This is a genomic window from Pseudomonas zhanjiangensis (genome assembly GCF_041027545.1).
GTDB lineage: Bacteria > Pseudomonadota > Gammaproteobacteria > Pseudomonadales > Pseudomonadaceae > Aquipseudomonas > Aquipseudomonas zhanjiangensis.
In genome coordinates, this window is the sequence record NZ_JBFTEG010000004.1 from 249,560 (window position 1) to 270,840 (window position 21,281).

Sequence of the window (21,281 nt, forward strand, 5' to 3'; positions counted from 1 at the left end):
GAAGCCCCCATGAGAGCAGGCGATGATCACATCGCGACCCGCTGGATAACCGGCCTCGCCAGCCTGGGCCTGGCGCTGCTGTGCGCCGGCCTCGGCAGCGTCGACGCCCACCTGTCCGCGGGCGGCCCGCCGCCCACTGGCTGGCTGCTCGGCAAGTGGGTGGCGGCCTGGCTGGCGGCGCAGACCCTGCTGCTGGCCAGCCTCTGGTTCCTGCGCGCAACGTGGCGCCGCACCAGCGCGGACGCAGCTGACAGGCGCAGCCAGCAGGGCGCCCTGCAGGCGCTCAACAGCATCGCCGCCCTGCCCACCCTGAACACCCAGGAGCAGCTGCGCCAGGCCTTGCAGGTGGGCGCCGATTTCTATGGCACGCCGCTCGGCATCATCAGCCAGATCGATGGCGACGATTACCGGGTGCGGGTCCAGGTTTCACCCGCGGACAGCCTCAGCGATGGCCAGCGCTTTCCCCTGGGCAACACCTACTGCAGCATCTGCCTGCACAGTGATGAGGTGCTGGCCATCGAGCGCATGGCGCATTCGCCCCATGCCCGCCACCCCTGCTATGCCCTGTTCGCCCTGGAGAGCTATATCGGCATCGCCGTCTGGGTCGCCGGGCGCCGCTACGGCACCCTGTGCTTCGCCTCCCCCGAGGCACGCCGGCGGCCGTTCGGCGAAGGCGAGCGCGAATTCCTCCGCCTGTTCGCCCGCTGGGTCGGCGCCACCCTGGAACGCCAGCAGCAGGAGCAGGCCCGGCAGCGGCTGCTGGAGCAACTCGACGAAGCGCAGCAGATCGCCCAGCTGGGCCACTGGCAGGCCGACCTGGCCAGCGGTGAGCTCTATTGGTCGAGCACCGTGTTCGATATCTTCGGCCTCGACGCCCGCCACTTCACCCCGAGCGTGGCGGCCTTCAGAGACCGCGTGCACCCCGATGACCGGGTCCTGGTCGAGGCCAGCGAACAGCGGGTGGCGAGCGGCGGCGTGCATGATGTGGTGCACCGCATCGTCCGCCCGAACGGCCAGATCCGCTGGGTCCACGAGCTGGCCCGGGGGCAGACGGACGCCCAGGGCCGGCTGACCCGCCTGAGCGGCACCGTGCAGGACGTGACCGCCCAGGCCGAGGCCAAGGCGGCCTACAAGGCGCAGAGCCTGCGTCTGGCGAGCATCATCGAAGGCACCGATTTCGGCACCTGGGAATGGCATGTGCCGAGCGGCACCAGCGCGCTCAACGAGCGAGCGGCGCAGATCATCGGCTACCGCCTGGATGAGCTGGAGCCGATCGACCGCGACGGCTGGCGCGAGCATATCCACCCGGACGACCTGACCGGCGCCGACCAGCGGCTGCAGGCCCACTTCCGCGGCGAGACGCCCCACCACGACTGCCAGTACCGCATGCGCCACAAGGATGGCCATTGGGTCTGGGTGCATGAGCGCGGTCGGCTGGAGCGCCGGAGCGAGGACGGCCAGCCACTGCTGATGTACGGCACCCTGGCCGACATCAGCGCGACCAAGCAACGCGAGGAAGAGATCCGCCAGGCGCGGGCCTTCCTCCAGGCGATCCTCGACTCGGCCACCGGGGTGGCGATCATCGCCACCGGTGCCGACGGCCTGATCAGCCTGTTCAATCCAGGGGCCGAGCGCCTGCTTGACTACCGGGCCGAGGAAATGGTCGGCCGCTGCACCCCGGCGGTGTTCCACCTGGAGCAGGAGGTGCAGGCGCGTGGCGAACAGCTCAGCGCCGAACTGGGCCGCCCGGTCGCCGGCTTCGAGGCATTCGTCGCCAAGACCCGCCAGGGCGAAGCGGAAACCCGCCTGTGGACCTATGTGCGCAAGGACGGTGAGCACTGCCGGGTCAACCTGACGGTGAGCCCCATTTTCGACCGGGGGGGCGCGATCAGCGGCTTTCTCGGCATCGCCAGCGACATCAGCGAGCTGCAACAGGCCACCCGCGCCCTGCAGAAGAGCGAGAGCCGTTTTCGCGGCATGGTCGCCAACCTGCCGGGGGTGGTCTATCGCTGCCGCAACGATGCCGACTGGAGCATGCGCTACATGAGCGAGGAGATCGTCCGGCTGTGCGGCTATCCGGCCAGCGACTTCATCGACAACCGCGTGCGCAGCTATGCCAGCGTGATCCATCCGGACGACCGGCCCCATACCTACCGGGTTCAGCAACAGCTGCTCGAGCAGCAGAGCTTCGAGCTGACCTACCGCCTGCGCCACGCCGACGGCCACGACGTCTGGGTACGGGAGAAGGGCCGCGGCGAATACAATAGCCACGGCGAGCTGCTGTGGCTGGACGGCTTCATCTGGGACATCAGCCAGCGCAAGCACATCGAGGACGAACTCAAGGTCAGCCAGCAGCGCTTCAGCAGCGCCTTCAGCACCGCGCCCCTGGGCATGGCCCTGGTATCGCCCGAGGGCCACTTCCTGGAGGTCAACGACGAGCTGTGCCGGATTCTCGGCTACAGCCGCGAGGAAATGCTGCGCGGTGACTTCCAGCACCTCACCCACCCCGACGACCTGGCCGCCGACCTGGAGAACGTCGAGCAGCTGCTGGGCGGGCGGATCAACGCCTACCAGATGGAGAAACGCTACCTGGACAAGGCCGGGCAAATCATCTGGGCGCTGCTCAGCGTGTCTCTGGTTCGCGACGGCGAGGGCCGGCCACTGCACTTCGTCTCGCAGATCCAGGACTTCAGCGACCGGGTCGCGGCCGAGCGGGCGATCCGCGAGCGCGAGCACTACCTGCGCACGGTGCTGGACAACGTGCTGGACGCCATCGTCACCATCGACGAAATGGGCCGCATCGAGACCTTCAATCGCGCCGCCGAACTGCTGTTCGGCTACGAGCAGGCGCAGGTGGCCGGGCTCAACGTCAACCAGCTGATGCCCGAGCCCCATCGCTCGGCCCATGACGGCTACCTGGCCCGCTACCGCCAGACCGGCGCATCGCGGCTGATCGGCAGCAGTCGCGAGCTCTCCGGGCTGCGCCGCAGCGGCGAGACCTTCAGCATGGAGCTGGCTGTCTCGCAGATCAGCCACCAGGGCCAGCGCCGCTTCATCGCGGTGATTCGCGACATCAGCGAGCGCAAGCGCATCGAGCGACTGAAGGATGATTTCGTCTCCACCGTCAGCCATGAATTGCGCACGCCGCTGACGGCCATTGCCGGCGCACTCGGCCTGGTCAACGGCGGCGCGCTGGGCACGGTGCCGGCCGCCATGCGCCAGATGCTGGCCATCGCCCAGGACAACAGCCAGCGCCTGGGCCTGCTGATCAACGACCTGCTGGACATGGACAAGCTGGAGGCCGGCAAGCTGCAGTTCGAGCTCGCCGAGCAGGCGCTGATGCCGCTGATCGAGCAGGCCCTGGAGCAGAACCGGCCCTACGCCCAGCAGTTCGACGTCGACCTGCGCCTGAACGAGCGCGCCGACAGCGCCCGGGTGCGGGTCGACGGCCCGCGCCTGCAGCAGGTGCTGGCCAACCTGCTGTCCAATGCGGCCAAGTTCTCCCACGCAGGCCAGGTCGTGGCGGTCGGCGTGCAGCGGCACGCCGAGCGGGTGCGGGTCAGCGTGCGCGACCAGGGGATCGGCGTGCCGGCTGCCTTCCAGGCGCGGATCTTCAGCAAGTTTTCCCAGGCCGACGCCACCAACACCCGGGACAAGGGCGGCACCGGCCTGGGCCTGGCGATCAGCAAGGAAATCATCGAGCGCATGGGCGGACGCATCGGCTTCGATTCGCTCGAGGGCCAGGGGGCGACCTTCTGGTTCGAGCTGCCCCAGGTGAGCGCGCCATGAACGCGGCCAGGGTCCCGGCGCCCAGGCGCCTGCTGTTGAACTGGGGGATCAGCCTGGCCCTGCTGCTGCTGCTCGGCCTGGGCGTCGAGCTGCTGCTGGAGCAATACGCCCTGCGCCAGTTCGAGGCCACCGAGCAACGTATCGGCAACCGCGCCGGCGAGGTGCGCGCCGCGCTGCTGGTCGAGCTGAGCGCGAGCCTGCACCTGGCCACCGGCCTGGCCTCCTATATCCGCGCCCGCGATGGCCAACTGGAGGACGCCGAGCTGCAGCCCTGGTTGGAGGAGCTGCTGAACCAGGGCCGCTATATCCGCAACATCGGCCTGGCACCGGGCAACCGCATCAGCCAGGTCTATCCCCTGGCCGGCAACGAGCGGGTGCTCGGCCTCTACTACCCCGATATCCCCACGCAGTGGCCCGCGGTGCAACGGATCATCGCCAGCCGCACGCCCCTGCTGGACGGCCCCCTGCCCTTGATCCAGGGTGGCAACGGCCTGATCTACCGGGTGCCGGTATTCGTCCAGGACAACGGCTACTGGGGCATGATCAGCACCGTGATCGACTACGACCGGCTCTATGCCCATATCCAGGCGGTGGCCGAGCGCCTCGGCCTGAGCGTCCAGATCCAGCGCAGCGCCGCCGGCCCCGACGAACCGCTGGCAGAGGGGCATCCCGTGGTCAGCCTGCCGGTCGAGATCGCCGGGGCCCACTGGCAGCTGCTGGCCCGCGAACGTACGCCGCACCCCACGCCGCTCGGCTGGTTGCGCCTGCTGGGCTGGGGCCTGGCGCTCATCGTCAGCGCCTCGATCGGCCTCAGCCTGCACGCCCAGCATCGCCAGGCCGTCCTGCTGCTGGCCCTCAACCGCAGTCAGCGGCAGTTCCGCCTGGCCTTCGAGGCGGCGCCCCAGGGGCTGGCCCTGCTCGACGCCGGCGGCCGCCTGAGCACGGTCAACCAGGCCCTGAGCAGGCTCCTGCAACGCCAGCCAGAGGAGCTGCTCGGCCAGTCGCTGGCCAGTCTCGGCACCCCGCAGTCGGCGGATCGGCTGCGCGGCCTGCCAGGGACGACAGGAGCGGCGGCGTGCCAGGCACAATTGCTCGATGCCGGCGGCAGGCCGATCGATGTGGAACTCAGCGCGGCGACCCTGAGCGGCGAGGCGGGGCTGGCACACAGCTGCATCCTGCATATCCAGGACATTCGCGAGAGCAAGCGCCTGATGCGCCTGCAGAACGAGTTCGTATCCACCGTCAGCCACGAGCTGCGCACCCCGCTGACCGCCATCAGCGGGCCGCTGGAGCTGATCAACGCCGGCGCACTCGGCGAGGTGCCGGAGCATCTGCGGCAGATGCTGCAGATCGCCCAGCACAACAGCCAGCGCCTGGCCCTGCTGATCAACGACCTGCTCGACATCGGCAAGCTGGAGGCCGGCAAGGTCCGTTTCGACCTGCAGCCGTGCCCGCTGCAGCCGCTGCTCGAGCAGGCCCTGAGGCACAACCAGGCCTATGCCGCGCAGTATCGGGTGCAACTGCGCCAGCTCGGCAGTTGCAGCGCCTGGGTGCGGGTCGATGAGCAGCGCCTGCAGCAGGTGCTGGCCAACCTGCTGGCCAACGCCGCCAAGTTCTCCCGACCGGGCACCGACGTGGAGCTGTTCACCGAAGAGCGCGGCGCGCACCTGCGCCTGTGCGTGCGCGACCAGGGGAGCGGTGTTCCGGCCGACTTCCAGGCGCGCATCTTCCAGAAATTCGCCCAGGCCGACGCCTCCGATACCCGGCAGAAGGGCGGTACCGGCCTGGGCCTGGCGATCAGCAAGGAAATCATCGAGCGCATGGGCGGGCGCATCGGCTTCGACTCGCCCGCCGGCCAGGGCGCAACCTTCTGGTTCGAGCTGCCCCAGGTCCAGCCCGCCACCTCTGCCTCAGGAGCCGCGACATGAGCCGCCCGTTACCGCCCAACGAGACACAGCGCCTGGCTGCCTTGCAGGCCTTCGAGTTGCTCGACTCCCCGGCCGAGGCGATGTTCGATGACATCACCGCGCTGGCGGCGCAGATCTGCGGCACGCCGATTGCCCTGATCTCGCTGATCGATGCCGAACGCCAGTGGTTCAAGAGCCGGGTCGGCCTGGACGTCGAACAGACCCCGCGGGAAGTGGCCTTCTGCGCCCACGCCATCCAGGGCAGCGAGCTGTTCGAGGTGGCCAACGCCAGCGAGGATCCACGCTTCTGCGACAACCCGCTGGTTACCGGCGCGCCGGACATCCGCTTCTACGCCGGCATGCCACTGAGCGCTGCCGACGGCTGCAACCTGGGCACCCTGTGCGTGATCGACCGCGAGCCTCACCGACTCGACGCGGCGCAGCGCAGCGCCCTGCAGGCCCTGGCCCGCCAGGCCATGCGCCTGTTCGAATTGCGCCTGCAGGCGCGACGCCAGGCCGAGCAGGCCGCGCTGCACCAGGCCATGCTCGACAATGCCGGCAGCGCGATGCTGATCACCGATGGCCAGGGCCTGGTGCTCCGCGCCAATCCGACCAGCGAAGCCTTGCTCGGCTACCCCCGCGAACAGCTGCAGGGGCGCGCGCTGAGCGAGCTGCTGCACGAGCCCGAGCAGCTGCGCCAACGCATGCGCGAGCTCGCCGAGTCCCGCGGCATGAGCAGTGTCGGGGCCTTCGAAACCATCATCGGACGGGCCAGCGAGGGCCTGCCGGAAGTGCGCGAATGGACCTACCTGGGCCGGGACGGCCGGCACATCCCGCTGTTGCTGACCCTGTCGCAGATTCGCAGCCAGGACCAGCAGGTCCAGGGCTACCTGGTCCTCGCCCACGACCTCAGTCAGCGCGAGCAGGCCCAGCAACGCCTGACCCGGCTCGCCGCCCAGCTCCCCGGCATGCTCTACCAGTACCTCCAGCGGCGCGACGGCAGCAGCTGCTTCCCCTATGCCAGCCAGGGCCTGCAGGACATCTACGGCCTGTCTCCGGACGAAGTACAGGAGGACGCCAGCGCGGCGTTCAGCCGCCTGCACCCGCGCGACCTGCCGCTGGTGGCCGCCGCGATCCGCCAGTCGGCCGAGCAATTGAGCACCTGGCATCAGGAGTACCGGGTGCAGCACCCGATCAAGGGCCCGATCTGGGTCGAGGGCACTGCCAACCCGCAGCAGCTGGCCAACGGCGACGTGCTCTGGCACGGCTATATCAGCGACATCAGCCAGCGCAAGCAGCACGAGCAGCTGGTCAACGAGTTCATCGCCAGTGTCAGCCATGAGCTGCGCACCCCGCTGACCGCCGTGTCCGGCTCGCTCGGCCTGATCAATGGCGGCGCCCTCGGCGAGGTGCCCAGCGCCATGGCCGGGATGCTGACGATCGCCCAGCAGAACTGCCGGCGCCTGGGCCTGCTCATCGACGACCTGCTGGACATGGAGAAGCTGCTGGCCGGCAAGATGCACTTCGACCTCGCCGATCATGCCTTGCAGCCCCTGCTCGAGCTGGCGGTGCAGCACAACCAGCCCTACGCCGATCAGTACCGGGTCAAACTGGTCCTGCAGCCGATCAGCCAGCCGTTCCGGGTCAGGGTCGACAGCCAGCGTCTGGCCCAGGTGCTGGCCAACCTGCTGTCCAACGCCGCCAAGTTCTCGCCACCCGGGCAGACCGTGGAGGTCGAGGTGCAGCCTTGCGCCCACGGCGTGCGGATCCAGGTCGGCGACCATGGCCCGGGGATTCCCCTCGCCTTTCGCGAGCGAATCTTCCACAAGTTCGCCCAGGCCGACGCCTCCGCCACACGCAAGAAGGGTGGCACCGGACTGGGCCTGGCGATCAGCAAGGAACTGGTCGAACACATGGGCGGACGCATCGGCTTCGACTCGATAGAAGGCCAAGGCGCCACCTTCTGGTGCGAACTACCCACGCTGCCAAGCGGAGCCAGCGAATGAACCCTAGCCTGCCGTCGAGTTGGCGCAGCGCCCTGGCCCACCTGTGGGGACGCCGCAACCTGCTCGCCTGGGGCGTGCTGCTGGTGAGCCTGGGCGCCGTGCTGCTGGCCTGGAACAACCTGCGTCTGAGTCAGGCCAGCGCCGCCGCGCAACAGTTCGACCTGCTGGCCAAGGACATCGGCAAGGCCATTCGGGTACGCATGACCGATCACGAGAAGATCCTCCTGGGCGGCGCCGGTCTGTTCGATGCCAGCCGCGAGGTCAGCCGCCAGGAGTGGCGCACCTATATCACCCGCCTGCGCTTGGCCGAACGCTACCCGGGCATCCTCGGCGTGGGCTTCAGCCAGGTACTGGCCCCCCGACAGCTCGGGCCGTTCGAGGCCGGGGTGCGCGCCGAGGGCTTCGGCGATTTTCGCGTGCACCCGCCCGGCGAGCGCCAGCTGTACAGCTCGATTCTCTACCTGGAGCCGTTCAGCGGGCGCAACCTGGCGGCCTTCGGCTACGACATGCTGTCCGAACCGACCCGCCAGGCAGCCATGCTGGCGGCCGCCGAAAGCGGCGAGACGCGGGTCAGCGGCCGGGTCACCCTGCTGCAGGAAACCCATGGCAAGGTTCAGGCCGGGCTGCTGATGTACGTACCGATCTACCACCCGGGCCGCCCCCTGAACACTGCGGCCGAGCGCCTGCAAGCCCTGCGCGGCTTCGTCTACAGCCCCTACCGGATGAACGACCTGATGGCCGGCATCCTTGGCGACGGCCCGCTGCCGCTCGACTTCGAGCTCTACGCCGGCACCCGCGAGGCCCCCGAGCAGCTGCTGTTCAGCACCCGCGAGCAGATCGACCCCGTCGGCCCGGCCGAAAACCGCCAGCAACTGCATTTGTATGGGCAAACCTGGACCCTGAACTTCCACCAGACTCCGGCCTTCGCCGCCCGCTTCGTCCAGGGCCAGGGCCCGCTGCTGGGCCTTGGCGCCTGCATCAGCCTGCTGCTGTTCTCGTTGGTCAGCAGCCTCAGCCAGCGCCGCGAACGGGCCCAGGAACTGGCCAGGCAGATGACCGGGAAGCTGCGCGAGCAGGAACAATCGCTACGGCTGAGCGAAGAGCGCCTGGGCCTGGCCCTGAAAGGCAGCAACGACGGCTGGTGGGACCTCGACCTAGTTGCCGACACGCTGTTCTACTCACCCCGCGGTGCGCAGATGCTCGGCTATTCGGAACAGGGCTTGGTCGGCGGCCTGGCGACCTGGGAAAAACTGGTGGTAGCGCAGGACCTGGCCCAGGCCCAGAGCGTGCTGCAGCAGACCCTGGGCCAGGCTCATACCCATTTCACCCTGGAATGCCGCCTGCAGCATCGGGACGGTCACCCGCTGCCCGTGCTGCTGCGCGGTTACATCCAGTACGACGAGCACGGCCGGCCGCTGCGCCTGAGCGGCACGACCATGGACCTGAGCGAGCTCAAGCGTATCGAGCAGATGAAGAACGCATTCGTTTCCACCGTCAGCCACGAATTGCGCACGCCACTGACCTCGATCGCCGGGGCGCTTGGCCTGATCAACGGCGGCGCGCTCGGCGAGGTGCCGGCCGCCATGCGCCGGATGCTCGATATCGCCCAGCAGAACAGCCAGCGCCTGGGCTGCCTGATCAACGACCTGTTGGACATGGACAAGTTGCTGGCCGGCAAGATGACCTTCGAGTTGGCCAGCCACCCGCTCGACGCCCTGCTCGAGGAGGCCCTGACCAGCAACCAGGCCTATGCCGACAAGCACCAGGTGACGCTGCAACGCGCCGACTGTCCGCCCATCCGGGTGAAGGTCGATGCCATGCGCCTGCAGCAGGTACTGGCCAACTTCCTCTCCAACGCCATCAAGTTCTCGCCCAGCGCTGCCCAAGTGCAGCTGCGCACCAGCCTGCACGGGCAGTGGGTGCGCGTCAGCGTCTGCGATCAGGGCGCGGGGGTGCCGGAGGCGTTCCGCCCGAGGATATTCCAGAAGTTCTCCCAGGCCGACGGTGGCGACAACCGGCAGAAGGGCGGTACCGGCCTGGGCCTGGCGATCAGCAAGGAGCTGATCGAGCGCATGGGCGGGCGAGTCGGCTTCGACTCGGTCAAGGACCAGGGTGCCACCTTCTGGTTCGAGCTGCCGGTGCAGGCTGCCGACCCTGCCCTCCCCGCGCAGGTGCGACCTCGGCTGCTGGTGGTCGAGGATGTAGCGGAGACCGCCGACTACCTGCGCCTGCTGCTCAGCGCGTCGGGCTACGAGGTGGTCGTGGCCACGACGCTGACCGCGGCGCGCCGTGAAATTGCCCTGGGCGGCTATGCCGCGGTCACCCTCGACCTGCTGCTGCCCGACGGCAACGGCCTGGAACTGCTGCGCGACTTGCGCGGCAATCCACTCACCGAGACCCTGCCGGTGCTGGTGATCTCCGGCGCGACCGAGCAGCCGCCGCCCGGGCTGAGCGGCGGCTTCCAGGCCGTCGACTGGCTGGACAAGCCGATCGATCAGCAGCGCCTGCTCAGCAGCCTGCGTCAGGCGCTGCATGGCCTGGCCAGCAAGCCCCGGGTGCTGCACATCGAGGATGACGCCGATCTGCGCCAGGTGATCGCCGAGCAGGGCCGGCGTCTGGCCGACTTCGTCGCCGCCAGCAGCCTGGCCCAGGCCCGCCGCCTGCTGAACGAGGGCGACTATGACCTGATCCTGCTGGATATCGGCCTGCCCGACGGCAACGGCCTGGAGCTGCTCGAAGAGTTGCACCAGCATCATCCGGCGCTGCCCGTGGTGGTACTGTCTGCGCATGAGCTGGACGGCGAGCAGCTGGCCCGGGTTGAAGCGGCGCTGGCCAAATCGCGTACCGATGCGCAACACTTCCTGCAATTACTCGGCCGCCTGCTGCCTGCCAAGGAGCGTCAACATGCCTGAACTGAACCGCATCCTCCACGTGGAAGACGATCCCTCGATCCAGGCGGTGGCCAAGGTCGCCCTGGAGGCCGTGGGCGGCTTCACCGTCCTCAGCTGCTCGTCCGGCCAGGAGGCCCTGGATCAGGTCCAGGGCTTCGCCCCTGACTTCATCCTGCTGGATGTGATGATGCCGGGCATGGACGGCCCGCAAACCCTGGCCAAACTCGGCGAACGCCTGGATATCGGGCAGATACCCGTGGCCTTCATGACCGCCAAGGTGCAACCGAACGAGATCGAGCACTATCGCAGCCTCGGTGCCCTGGACGTGATCATCAAGCCCTTCGACCCGATGCAACTGGCCACTCAGGTGCGGGAAATATGGAAGCGCGCCCATGGCTGAACCCCTAGCCCCCACCAGCGAACTGGAGCGCCAGCTGCAACTGCTCAGCGCCACATTCAGCCAACGCCTGCAACTGGAGCTGCCGGAGCTGGCCGCCAAGGCCCGCCAGCTAGGCCTGGGCGGCTCCCCGGCCGAGCAGCGCCAGACACTGGGCCAACTGCGCGACCAGCTGCACAAGCTGGCCGGCGCCGCGGGCACCTTCGGCTTCGCCCAACTCGGCGCGCGCGCCCGCGAACTGGAACAGCAGGCCCTGCACTGGCTCGACTACCTGCAGGATCAGGGCAGCGGCCTGCACGAGTTCATCCAGGCGCTGCAGCAGTTCGGCGAGCAAAGGGTCGAGCCCCCGGCGCCCCAGGACAATCCGCCGCCGCCCCAGGAAGCCGCCAAGCCGGAGGCCGATGCCCACTGCATCTACATCCTCGAGGATCAGCTCGACATCGGCGAGAACATGCGCCTGACCCTGGACACCTTCGGCTACCACGCCGAACACTTCAGCAGCAGCGCCGAACTCGATGCCGCGCTGCAACGACGCCTGCCCGATGCGCTGATCGTCGACGTCAACCTCGGCGGTGATGCGCAGAACGGACTGGCCTATGCCGCGGCCCTGCAACAGCGCCTGGAGCAGCCGCTGCCGCTGCTGGTGATCACCAACCAGGACGACTTCGCCACCCACCTGGAGGCCGTGCGGGCCGGCGCCATGGGGTTCTTCACCAAGCCGGTGGACCTGCCGCAACTGGAAAACCGCCTGGAGCGCTGCTTCACCCAGCAGAGCGGCGAACCCTACCGGGTCCTGGTGGTCGACGACGACGACGACCTCGCCAGCCGCTACAGCCTGGTCCTGCGCGGCGCCAACATGCTGGTGGAAAAGCTGCAGAATCCGGCGGACATCTTCGAGTGCATGAGCAGCTTCAATCCGGAAGTGGTCCTGCTCGACGTCAACATGCCCGATTGCAGCGGTCCGGAACTGGCGCAGATCATCCGCTTCAACGACGACTGGCTGCGGGTGCCGATCATCTACCTGTCGGCGGAAACCGACATCACCCGACAGATGGATGCCCTGCTCAAGGCCGGCGATGACTTCCTGACCAAGCCGATCTCCGACAACGCCCTGGTCACCTCGGTGTTCTCCCGCGCCCAGCGCGCCCGCCTGCTGAGCAACGCCCTGGCCCGCGACAGCCTGACCGGGCTGCTCAAGCACGCCGACATCAAGGAGCAGGTGACCATCGAACTGGAGCGCGCCCAGCGCAGCGGCAAACCGGCCAGCGTGGCGATGCTCGATATCGACCACTTCAAGCAGGTCAACGACAAGCACGGCCACGCCGCCGGCGACAACGTCATCCGCGCCCTGGCCAACCTGCTGCGCCAGCGCCTGCGCCGGGTCGACAGCCTCGGTCGTTACGGCGGCGAGGAGTTCCTCGCGGTGCTGCCGGATTGCGAACCGGAGCAGGCGCGGCGGGTGATCGACGAGATTCGCCAGCGCTTCGCCGAACTGCGCTTCACGGTGGCGGGCAACGCCTTTTCCGTCACCCTCAGTGCCGGCATCGCCAGCACCACCAGCCACGCCGGCGCCGGTGAGTTGCTCGAGCGCGCCGACCGTGCGCTCTACGCGGCGAAGGACGGCGGACGCAACAACGTCAGGCTGGCCGACTGACAGCCTGACGGGCGCCGCGCCGGGCGTCCGTCAGCTAGCGGCCTGGACATGTGAAATTTTAGGCGTATATTTTCATGAAATTGTTTTAGTTAATTTCATGAGGCCGCCATGTTCAAGCAATCTGCCCAGCATGTAGCCAGCTACTACGCGGGCACCTTCGCCGACGCCATCCCGCTGCGCCCGACCCTGCGCGGTACCCAGGACACCGAGGTGCTGATCATCGGCGCCGGCTTCAGCGGCCTGCATACCGCCCTGCGCCTGGCCCTGGCCGGCAAGCGGGTGTGCCTGCTGGAGGCCAGCCGGGTGGCCTGGGCCGCGTCCGGGCGCAATGGTGGCCAGGCCCTGCTCGGTTGGTCGTGCGACATGCCGCCGCTGGAGAAGGCCTTGGGCCAGGAGCGCACCCGCCGGCTGTGGGACAGCATGCGCTGGGCCGCCGCCGAGCTGCGCGCGCTGCCGGGCCGCCACGGCTTCGATATCGACTACCGGCCGGGCAGCCTGTGGACCGCGGTGCAGCCGCGCCGGGTCGCCGTGCTGCAAGAAGCCCAGGAGGAAGCGGCGCAGAAGTGGGGCTACGACGCCCTGCGCCTGATCGGTCGCGAGGAGCTGCCCGAGTGGATCGCCAGCCCGCGCTACCAGGCCGCCCTCTACGACCCCGAGGGCGCCCACCTCAACCCGCTCAAGTTGGCCCAGGGCCTGGCCAGCGCCATCGAGCGGGCCGGCGGGCAGATCTTCGAGCAGAGCCGGGTGCTCGACTACCGCGAGACCGCCGGCGGCTACCTCGCCCGCACCGACCAGGGCGAGGTGCGCAGCCAGGTGCTGGTGCTGGCCTGCAACGCCTATGTCGACCGCCTCGACCCTCAGCTCTCCGCCCGCCTGCTGCCGGTCGGCTCCTACCAGGTCGCCACCGCGCCGCTGGACCCGCAACTGGCGCGCTCGCTGCTGCCACGCAACAGCTGCGTGATCGACAACCAGTTCGTCCCCGACTACTTCCGCCTGACCCCGGACCAGCGCCTGCTGTTCGGCGGCGGCTGCACCTACCTGGGCGGCATCCCGGCGGACGTCGCCAAGGCCACCCGGCCCTACCTGGAACGGGTGTTCCCGCAGCTGCGCGGGATCGAGCTGGAGTTCGCCTGGGGCGGCCATATCGACGTCAGCATGAGGCGCACCCCGGACATCGGCCGCCAGGGCCAGCGCTACTGGCTGCAAGGCTTCTCCGGCCACGGCGTGTTGCCGACCCTGGCTGGCGCCCGCGCGGTCAGCGATGCGATCCTCGGCGACGACGAACTGCTGGCGCTGTACCAGGCCATCGACAACCCGCGCTTCCCCGGCGGCTCGTTGCTGGCGGCGCCGCTGGAGGCGGCCGGCAAGGCCTGGTACCGCCTGCGCGATATCGTCTGAACCATCGCGAAGCGACCCTCGGTGGATGGAAAAGACGCCATCCACCCTACAACCGAAGCGAGGACACCGGCATGGACATGCAGGAAGAAGTCGAAGGTCTGGCGATCCTGATCCGCGACCTGCGCAAGCACAAGAACCTCACCCTCGGCGAGCTGGCCGAGCGCATCGGCCGCTCGGTGGGTTTTCTCTCCCAGGTCGAGCGCGGCCTGTCCAAGCCGACCGTGGCCGACCTCACCGCCATCAGCGAGACCCTGGGCGTACCCACCACCTACTTCTACAGCCTGAGCAAGCCGCGCGCACTGCCCTGGGTGACCCGCCCCGGCGAGCGGCGCACCCTCTACTACGCCGGCGGGATCACCGACGTGCTGGTCTCGCCGAGCATGTCGGCCGGCTTCTCCATGCTCGAGAGCCACCTGGCGCCCGGCGCGACCAGCGGCGAAGGGCACCTGGACGACAGCGACGAACAGGGCGGCTTCGTCCTCGAGGGCGAACTGAGCATCTGGCTGGAGGATGCCGAGCAACCGGTGACCCTGGGCCCCAACGACAGCTTCCAGCTGCCGCCGCACAGCCAGTTCCGCTACGCCAACCTGACCGACCAACCGACCCGGGTGCTCTGGGTGTTCCGTTGACCCCGCCCGCAGGACTGCCAGCATGACCACCGGCAACAGCTTCCCCGATCTGCTCAGCGAAGTACGCGCCTTCCGCGCCCAGCACCCGACGGTGCGTTACGTCGACCTGATCTGCCTGGATATCCCCGGCCACTTCTACGGCAAGCGCTACCCCATCGCCATGCTCGAGAAGGTCGCCGCCGGCAGCCCCCTCAAGCTGCCGCAGAACTGCGTGCTGCTCGGCGTCCAGGGCGGCCTCTACCCGATCGGCGACTACTGCTTCGCCGACGGCGACCCTGACGCCCCGCGCCGGCTGATCCCCGGCACCCTCAAGCCGGTGCGCTGGGAAAGCCAGCCCCTGGGGCAGATGCTGATCAGCTCCGACGGCACCGCCGCGCCCATCGAGTTCGAGCCGCGCGCGGTGCTGGCCAGGGTGATCGAGCGCCTGGCCGCGCGCGGCATCCGCCCGGTGGTGGCCTTCGAACTGGAGTTCTACCTGTTCGACCGCAAGCTGGAGAACGGCCTGCCACAGTTTCCCCGCGACCCGCTGAGCGAGGACGCCGACGACCAGCCGAACATGCACATCGAGCGCCTGTCGCGCTTCGCCGACGTGCTCGACGAGATGGTGCTGGCGGCCAATGAACAGGGCGTGGACGCCAACGTGATCACCGCCGAGCTCGGCCCCGGCCAGTTCGAAATCAACTTCGGCCACTGCGACGACGGCCTGCGCGCCGCCGACTGGGCCGCCTTGTTCTGCCGCAGCAGCCGTGGCGTGGCGCTGAAACATGGGTATAGAGCCAGCTTTATGAGCAAGCCCTATCTGGACGCCCCCGGCAGCGGCATGCACGTGCACGTCAGCCTCTACGACGCCGATGGCCACAACCTGCTGGCCGCCGACCAGCAGCGCCCGCTGCGCCATGCCGTGGCCGGCTGCCTGGAGCTGCTGCCGCACTGCATGCCGATCTTCGCCGCCAACCACAATGCCTTCCGCCGCTATTGCGCCATGGTCAACGCCGCCAGCCGCGCCAGCTGGGGCTTCGAGGACCGCGACGCGTGCATCCGCATCCCCGAGTCGGACGGCAACAACCTGCGCATCGAACACCGCCTGGCTGGCGCCGACGCCAACCCCTACCTGGTCCTGGCCGCCATCCTCAGCGGCCTGGAGCACGGCCTGGACGCGCAGCGCGAGCCGATCGCCCCGCTCAACCAGGATCGCAGCAGCGGCATCGACTTCCCCCAGGACATGCTCGGCGCCGTGGCGGCCATGCGCGATCACCCGGTGGTCAACCAGGGCCTGGGCAGCGAGTTCGTCATGGTCTACTGCGAGAACAAGCGCCAGGACCACCTGGCCTTCCTCCACGAGGTCAGTGCCCGCGAGTACCGCTGGTTTCTCTGAGCGGGCCGGTGCCTCCCCGGCGCCTGGCCAGCCAGTCGGCGCCGGGATTTGATCTATTCTCGAGGGATCAACGAGGGAGGTGGGACATGAGCAACGCATTCTCGATTCATCCCGCGGTGGACAACGGCATCCAGCCGGCCGCGGAGCACTTCACCGGTGGCACCCTGGTCTGCCATTGCAGCCAAGACCCGGTGCGGGTCCGGGTCGACGCCCAGTCGGCGCACAACCACGCCTGCGGTTGCACCAAGTGCTGGAAGCCGGCCGGTGCGCTGTTCTCCATGGTGGCGGTGGTGCCGCGCGACAAGGTGAGGGTCACCGACAACGCCGACAAGCTCGAGGTGGTCGACCCCAAGGCGACCATCCAGCGCCACGCCTGCAGCCGCTGCGGCGTGCATATGTTTGGCCGTATAGAAAACCCCGATCACCCCTTCTACGGGCTCGACTTCATCCACACCGAACTGTCGTCGGAGCAGGGCTGGTCGGAACCGCAGTTCGCCGCCTTCGTCTCCTCGATCATCGAGACCGGCACCGATCCGGCGTTGATGCATGCGGTGCGGGCACGCCTGCGCACCCTGGGCCTGGAGCCCTACGACTGCCTGTCGCCGGAGCTGATGGACGCCATCGCCACCCACACCGCCAAGGCCAAGGGCACCCTGAAGCCCTGAAGCGGATGTCCTGGGCCGCGCTGGCGCGGCTCAGGCCAGCGTCAGGTGCACCAGCAGCCCGGCCAGGGCGCAGGCGCCGAGCACCTCGATCACCCCGCGCTTGTAGCGCAGCAGCGCGACGGCGGCGGCCAGGGCGATCAGCGCCGACGGCCAGTCGAAGGCGCCGGCGAAACCCTGCGGCCAGAGCACGTGGTAGGCGAAGAACAGCGCCAGGTTGAGGATCACCCCGACCACCGCGGCGGTGATGCCGGTCAGCGGCGCGGTGAAGCGCAACTGGTTGTGGGTCGATTCCACCAGCGGGCCGCCGGCGAGGATCAGCAGGAACGAGGGCAGGAAGGTGAACCAGGTGACCAGGCAGGCCGCCAGCGCACCGGCGAGGAACGCCTGCTCGGGCCCGAACAGCTGCTGCACATAGCCGCCGATGAAGCCGACGAAGGCCACCACCATGATCAGCGGCCCCGGCGTGGTCTCGCCCAGGGCCAGGCCGTCGATCATCTGGCTCGGGCTCAGCCAGCCGTAGTGGCCGATGGCGCCCTGGTAGACATAGGGCAGCACCGCGTAGGCGCCGCCGAAGGTCAGCAGCGCCGCCTTGGTGAAGAACCAGGCCATCTGCGTCAGCGTCCCCTGCCAGCCATACAGGCCGCACAGCAGGCCCATCGGCAACAGCCAGAGCAGCGCGCCGACCAGCACCAGCAGGGCCAGGCGCGACGCGCGAAAGCGAGTATGCGGTGCCGGCGGGCTGTCATCGTCGAGCAGCGCCGGACCATGGCGGCTGGCTGCCGCGCCATGGCCACCGCCGACGCTGAACTGCTCCGGCAACAGCCGCCCGCCCAAGTAGCCGAGCAGCGCCGCGCCCAGGACGATCAGCGGGAAGGGCAGGTCGAAGGCGAAGATGGCGACGAAGGCGGCTGCGGCAATGGCCCACAGCCAGTGGTTCCTTAATGCCCGGGCGCCGATGCGAGAGGCCGCCTGGACCACAATGGCAGTGACCGCCGGCTTGATCCCGTAGAAGATCCCGGCCACCAGCGGCACCTCGCCGAAGGCGATATACACCCAGGACAGGCCGATCAGCAGCAGCAGCGAGGGCAACACGAACAGCACGCCGGCGATCACCCCACCCCAGCTTCGGTGCATCAGCCAGCCAATGTAGGTGGCCAGTTGCTGCGCTTCCGGCCCCGGCAGCAGCATGCAGTAGTTCAGCGCGTGCAGAAAACGCCGCTCGGACAGCCAGCGACGCTTCTCCACCAGCTCCTGGTGCATGATCGAAATCTGTCCGGCCGGCCCGCCAAAGCTGATCAAGCCGAGCCTGAGCCAGAACACGAAGGCCTCGAACAGGCTGACGGCAGGGGGCGTTTGTGCTGGTGGAGGGTTCGGGGGCATGGCTGGCCAGTCCGCTGAGTTGAACAATGCGGCGCACTATAACCCGAGCGCAGCGTCCCTTGATGACAGCGGCGCCGGCGCCACCAGAGCCCAGCCAGCGGCGCCGAGATGGGGTCTAATGGGCCATTGGCCCTCTTCATCAGGCAGACCCCATGCCCCTCAGCCCCGACCAGCTCGCCCAGATCAGCAGCCTGACCCTGGCCCATTACCAGGACCACGCGCAGGCGTTCCGCGCGGGCACCGGCGATCACGACGTCAGCCAGAACATCGCCGCTCTGCTCGACGCCATCCAGGGCGAGGCGCCCTACCGCATCCTCGATTTCGGCTGCGGCCCGGGCCGCGACCTGCGTACCTTCAAGGCCCTGGGTCACGAGCCGATCGGCCTGGACGGTTGCCCGCGCTTCGTCGAAATGGCCAGACAAGATAGTGGCTGCCAGGTGTGGCAGCAGGATTTCCTCGCCCTGGAACTGCCGCCGACGTATTTCGACGGCGTCTTCGCCAACGCCTCGCTGTTCCACATTCCCAGCCAGGCGCTGCCGCGGGTGCTCGGCCAGCTGCACGCCACGCTCAAGCCCGGCGGCGTGCTGTTCAGCTCCAACCCGCGCGGCGCCAACCAGGAGGGCTTCAACGGCGACCGCTATGGCGCCTACTACGACCTGGCGCACTGGCGCGCGCTGCTCAACGACGCCGGCTTCGACGAGCTGGCGCACTACTACCGCCCGCCTGGGCTGCCGCGCGCCCAACAGCCCTGGCTGGCCAGCGTCTGGCGCCGCCCCTAGCGCGACTCGCCGGCGGGTCGCGACGAAATCACTCTTTCGGGTCATTTCCGTGCGGCCACGAGGCAGTACCCTGTAGCCGGTCCATCGAGGCCACTGACTTTGATCCGCACTGCTCACAATAAAAATCAGGAGCGCACCGGAATGTGTTGTAAGTCTTTGATTCGAAATTTCTTTGTCTGGACGATTGGACTGCTGGCGAGCCTCGCGCCGCTGGCCTACGCCGAGGCCGTGAGCCCCCAGGAGCAGGTCCAGGTCTACGCCAGCCGCGCCACTAGCAGCCTGCTGCTGTTACGTGGCGAGGGTTTCCAGAAGAACCACCAGGCACGCCTGGAGAGCGACATCCAGACCCTGGCCGCCGCGCTGCAGGGCTTGGCGCAGAGCAGTGACGCGCTGCGCAGCAGCCACCTGCAGCTTGTTACCCAACTGCGCCGTGGTGTTTCCTTCGGCCCCAATGAGGAAGACGTTCCCTGGGGCTACCCCCAGGAGCTGAGCAAGGCGCTGCGCGACTTCCTGCATGCCGCCCGCCAGCTGCCACGCGAGGGCGAGAGCGAGCTGTCGGCGAAGATCGAATACCTGGCCGTGCAGTACCTCAGCCGCTCCTACATCGGCACCTTCGAGATCGCCCGCGAACAGCCCGACACCTACCTCGGCCAGGACGAGCGCCTGCTGGTGCCGGCGGTCGACCAGGAGCTGGCGCTACTGGACGATCAGCAGGACCCACGCATCGCCAAGCTGAAGATGCGCTGGGAATACCTGAAGGCGGCGTTGAGCGACATGAACAGCAAGAGCAACACCCTGGCCAGCGTCTCCGGCCGGCCCTTCGCGCCGACCACCGTGGACCGTCACAGCCGCGCCATGACCAGCCAATGGATGGCGATGTACTAGCGCCACGGAACCGCTGACGGGCGCTCAGGCGCGGTTTTGCGCCCGCGCCGACAGCGCGACGCCTCCCCTCGGCCTCGGCCGCAGGCCGAGCAAAGACGCGTGCTCAGCGCAGCTTTTCCAGCAGGCCGTAGTACCACATGCCGACCGCCAGCATCGGGTTGCCCAGCTGGTCGCTCAGCGGCACCTTGATGTGCTTGCAGGCGGCGAAGGTGTCGAACTTCTCCAGGTCGCCACTCATGGCGTTGGCCATGATCTCGCCCATGATGTGGGTGGTGGCCACGCCGTGGCCGGAGTAGCCCTGGCAGTACCAGACGTTGTCCGACAGCTTGCCCAGCTGCGGGATGCGGTTCATCACGATGCCCATGGCGCAGCTCCACTGGAACTCGATCTCCACGCCCTTGAGCGCCGGGAAGGTGCGCTCGATGGCCGGGCGCAGCTCGCCGGCGATGTCGCGCGAGTCGCGCCCCGAGTAGTTGGCGCCGCCGCCGAACAGCAGGCGGCCGTCGGCGGTCAGACGGTAGTAGTCGAGGACGAAGCGGCAGTCGTACACCGCCAGGTCCTGCGGGTTGATCTGCCTGGCCAGCTCGCCCAACGGCCTGGTGGTGACGATGCCGCCCATGGCCGGGAAGATCATGCCCTTGAGCTTCTTCGGCTCGAGCTTGTGGTAGACGTCACCGGCCAGCAGCACCTGCCTGGCATTGATCCGGCCCTGGGCGGTGACCACCGCCGGCTTGGCGCCGTGGACGATCTCCAGCACCTCGGAGTGCTCGAAGATCAGCGCGCCGAGGCTTTCGGCGGCCTTGGCCTCGCCGATGCACAGGTTGAGCGGGTGCAGGTGCATGTTGCGGCTGTTCTTGATCGCCCCGCAGTAGAGGTCGCTGTCCAGGTGCGCGCGCATGCCGGCGGCGTCAAGCAGGCACACCTCGTCGCCCATGCCGCGGCGCAGCGCCTCCTCGTAGGAGGCCTTGAGCTCGTCCATGTGCGCCGGCTTCATCGCCGCGTGCAGGTGGCCATGCTTGAGGTCGCACTGGATGCCGTACTTGGCCACCCGGCTCTTGATGATCTGGTGGCCGCGCCAGCGCAGGTGCCAGATGAAGTCCTCGACCTCGGCGCCGAGGGTCTTGCGCATCTGCTTGTGCATCGCCCCTTCACCGGACAGGCTGCCGGTGACCTGGCCGCCATTGCGCCCGGTGGCGCCCCAGCCGATCTTGTTGGCTTCGACGATCGCCACCCTGAGGCCGCGCTCGGCCAGTTCCACCGCGGTGGCCACGCCGGTGAAGCCGCCGCCGATGATCGCCACGTCGACGCTGACCTCGCCCTGCAGGGTCGGGTAGTCGGTTTCCTGGTTGAGGCTGGCGCTGTAGTAGGAGGGGCTGCGCTCGGCGGCGGCAATGACCGGTGAAGTGATGGCGTTCATCGTCTTGTCCTTGTGGTTGCGGCGGCTGCGCGCCGATGGGCGCGCAGCCGCCCGGGAAAATGTTCGGGTGTGCCAGGCGTTTCGATAACGGGGTTGCGCGCGAGAGGTT

Annotated in this window: 14 protein-coding genes; 12 read left to right on the plus strand and 2 right to left on the minus strand. The window is 68.4% G+C overall.

Going from position 1 to position 21,281, the window contains the following annotated elements:
- Positions 1-9 precede the first annotated feature (9 nt).
- From AB5S05_RS08125 to gfa, 10 genes are all read left to right on the plus strand, one after another.
- Positions 10-3,789 carry a PAS domain S-box protein gene (locus AB5S05_RS08125; RefSeq protein ID WP_369286998.1) on the plus strand — a complete coding sequence of 1,260 codons (3,780 nt, stop codon included), beginning with the start codon at positions 10-12 and terminating at the stop codon, positions 3,787-3,789.
- Positions 3,786-5,717 carry an ATP-binding protein gene (locus AB5S05_RS08130; RefSeq protein WP_369286999.1) on the plus strand — a complete coding sequence of 644 codons (1,932 nt, stop codon included), beginning with the start codon at positions 3,786-3,788 and terminating at the stop codon, positions 5,715-5,717. Before AB5S05_RS08125 ends, AB5S05_RS08130 begins: the two co-directional genes overlap by 4 nt.
- Entirely contained in the window at positions 5,714-7,702 is a 1,989-nt protein-coding gene (locus AB5S05_RS08135; RefSeq protein ID WP_369287000.1) for an ATP-binding protein, read from the plus strand. The genes AB5S05_RS08130 and AB5S05_RS08135 overlap by 4 nt, the downstream gene beginning before the upstream one ends.
- Complete coding sequence (locus tag AB5S05_RS08140; RefSeq protein WP_369287001.1) at positions 7,699-10,614, plus strand: CHASE domain-containing protein; 2,916 nt, start codon at positions 7,699-7,701, stop codon at positions 10,612-10,614. The genes AB5S05_RS08135 and AB5S05_RS08140 overlap by 4 nt, the downstream gene beginning before the upstream one ends.
- Positions 10,607-10,993, plus strand: a complete 387-nt coding sequence (locus AB5S05_RS08145; RefSeq protein ID WP_369287002.1) for a response regulator — start codon at positions 10,607-10,609, stop codon at positions 10,991-10,993. The genes AB5S05_RS08140 and AB5S05_RS08145 overlap by 8 nt, the downstream gene beginning before the upstream one ends.
- The gene (locus tag AB5S05_RS08150) at positions 10,986-12,644 is read left to right on the plus strand and encodes a diguanylate cyclase (RefSeq protein ID WP_369287003.1); all 1,659 of its coding nucleotides are present in this window, start codon (positions 10,986-10,988) and stop codon (positions 12,642-12,644) included. The genes AB5S05_RS08145 and AB5S05_RS08150 overlap by 8 nt, the downstream gene beginning before the upstream one ends.
- A gap of 108 nt (positions 12,645-12,752) precedes the next feature.
- The gene (locus tag AB5S05_RS08155; protein ID WP_369287004.1) at positions 12,753-14,042 is read left to right on the plus strand and encodes an NAD(P)/FAD-dependent oxidoreductase; all 1,290 of its coding nucleotides are present in this window, start codon (positions 12,753-12,755) and stop codon (positions 14,040-14,042) included.
- Positions 14,043-14,113: 71 nt separating this feature from the next.
- Positions 14,114-14,671, plus strand: a complete 558-nt coding sequence (locus AB5S05_RS08160; RefSeq protein ID WP_369287005.1) for a helix-turn-helix domain-containing protein — start codon at positions 14,114-14,116, stop codon at positions 14,669-14,671.
- A gap of 22 nt (positions 14,672-14,693) precedes the next feature.
- Positions 14,694-16,046, plus strand: coding sequence for a glutamine synthetase family protein (locus tag AB5S05_RS08165; RefSeq protein WP_369287006.1), 1,353 nt, complete (start codon positions 14,694-14,696; stop codon positions 16,044-16,046).
- Positions 16,047-16,132: 86 nt separating this feature from the next.
- Complete coding sequence (gene gfa, locus AB5S05_RS08170; protein ID WP_369287007.1) at positions 16,133-16,711, plus strand: S-(hydroxymethyl)glutathione synthase; 579 nt, start codon at positions 16,133-16,135, stop codon at positions 16,709-16,711.
- Positions 16,712-16,741: 30 nt separating this feature from the next.
- Here gfa and chrA read toward each other — a convergent pair whose 3' ends face one another.
- Complete coding sequence (chrA, locus tag AB5S05_RS08175; protein ID WP_369287008.1) at positions 16,742-18,091, minus strand: chromate efflux transporter; 1,350 nt, start codon at positions 18,089-18,091, stop codon at positions 16,742-16,744.
- Positions 18,092-18,243: 152 nt separating this feature from the next.
- Between chrA and AB5S05_RS08180 the strand changes: the two genes are divergently transcribed.
- Together AB5S05_RS08180 and AB5S05_RS08185 are read left to right on the plus strand one after the other, a co-directional pair.
- A complete protein-coding gene (locus tag AB5S05_RS08180; protein WP_369287009.1) occupies positions 18,244-18,870 on the plus strand; it encodes a class I SAM-dependent DNA methyltransferase in 627 nt (208 codons plus the stop codon).
- 141 nt (positions 18,871-19,011) lie between these two features.
- Complete coding sequence (locus AB5S05_RS08185) at positions 19,012-19,755, plus strand: hypothetical protein (protein WP_369287010.1); 744 nt, start codon at positions 19,012-19,014, stop codon at positions 19,753-19,755.
- Positions 19,756-19,858: 103 nt separating this feature from the next.
- Here AB5S05_RS08185 and AB5S05_RS08190 read toward each other — a convergent pair whose 3' ends face one another.
- Positions 19,859-21,172: an NAD(P)/FAD-dependent oxidoreductase gene (locus tag AB5S05_RS08190; protein ID WP_369287011.1), complete on the minus strand. Its 1,314-nt coding sequence runs from the start codon at positions 21,170-21,172 to the stop codon at positions 19,859-19,861.
- Positions 21,173-21,281: the final 109 nt, after the last annotated feature.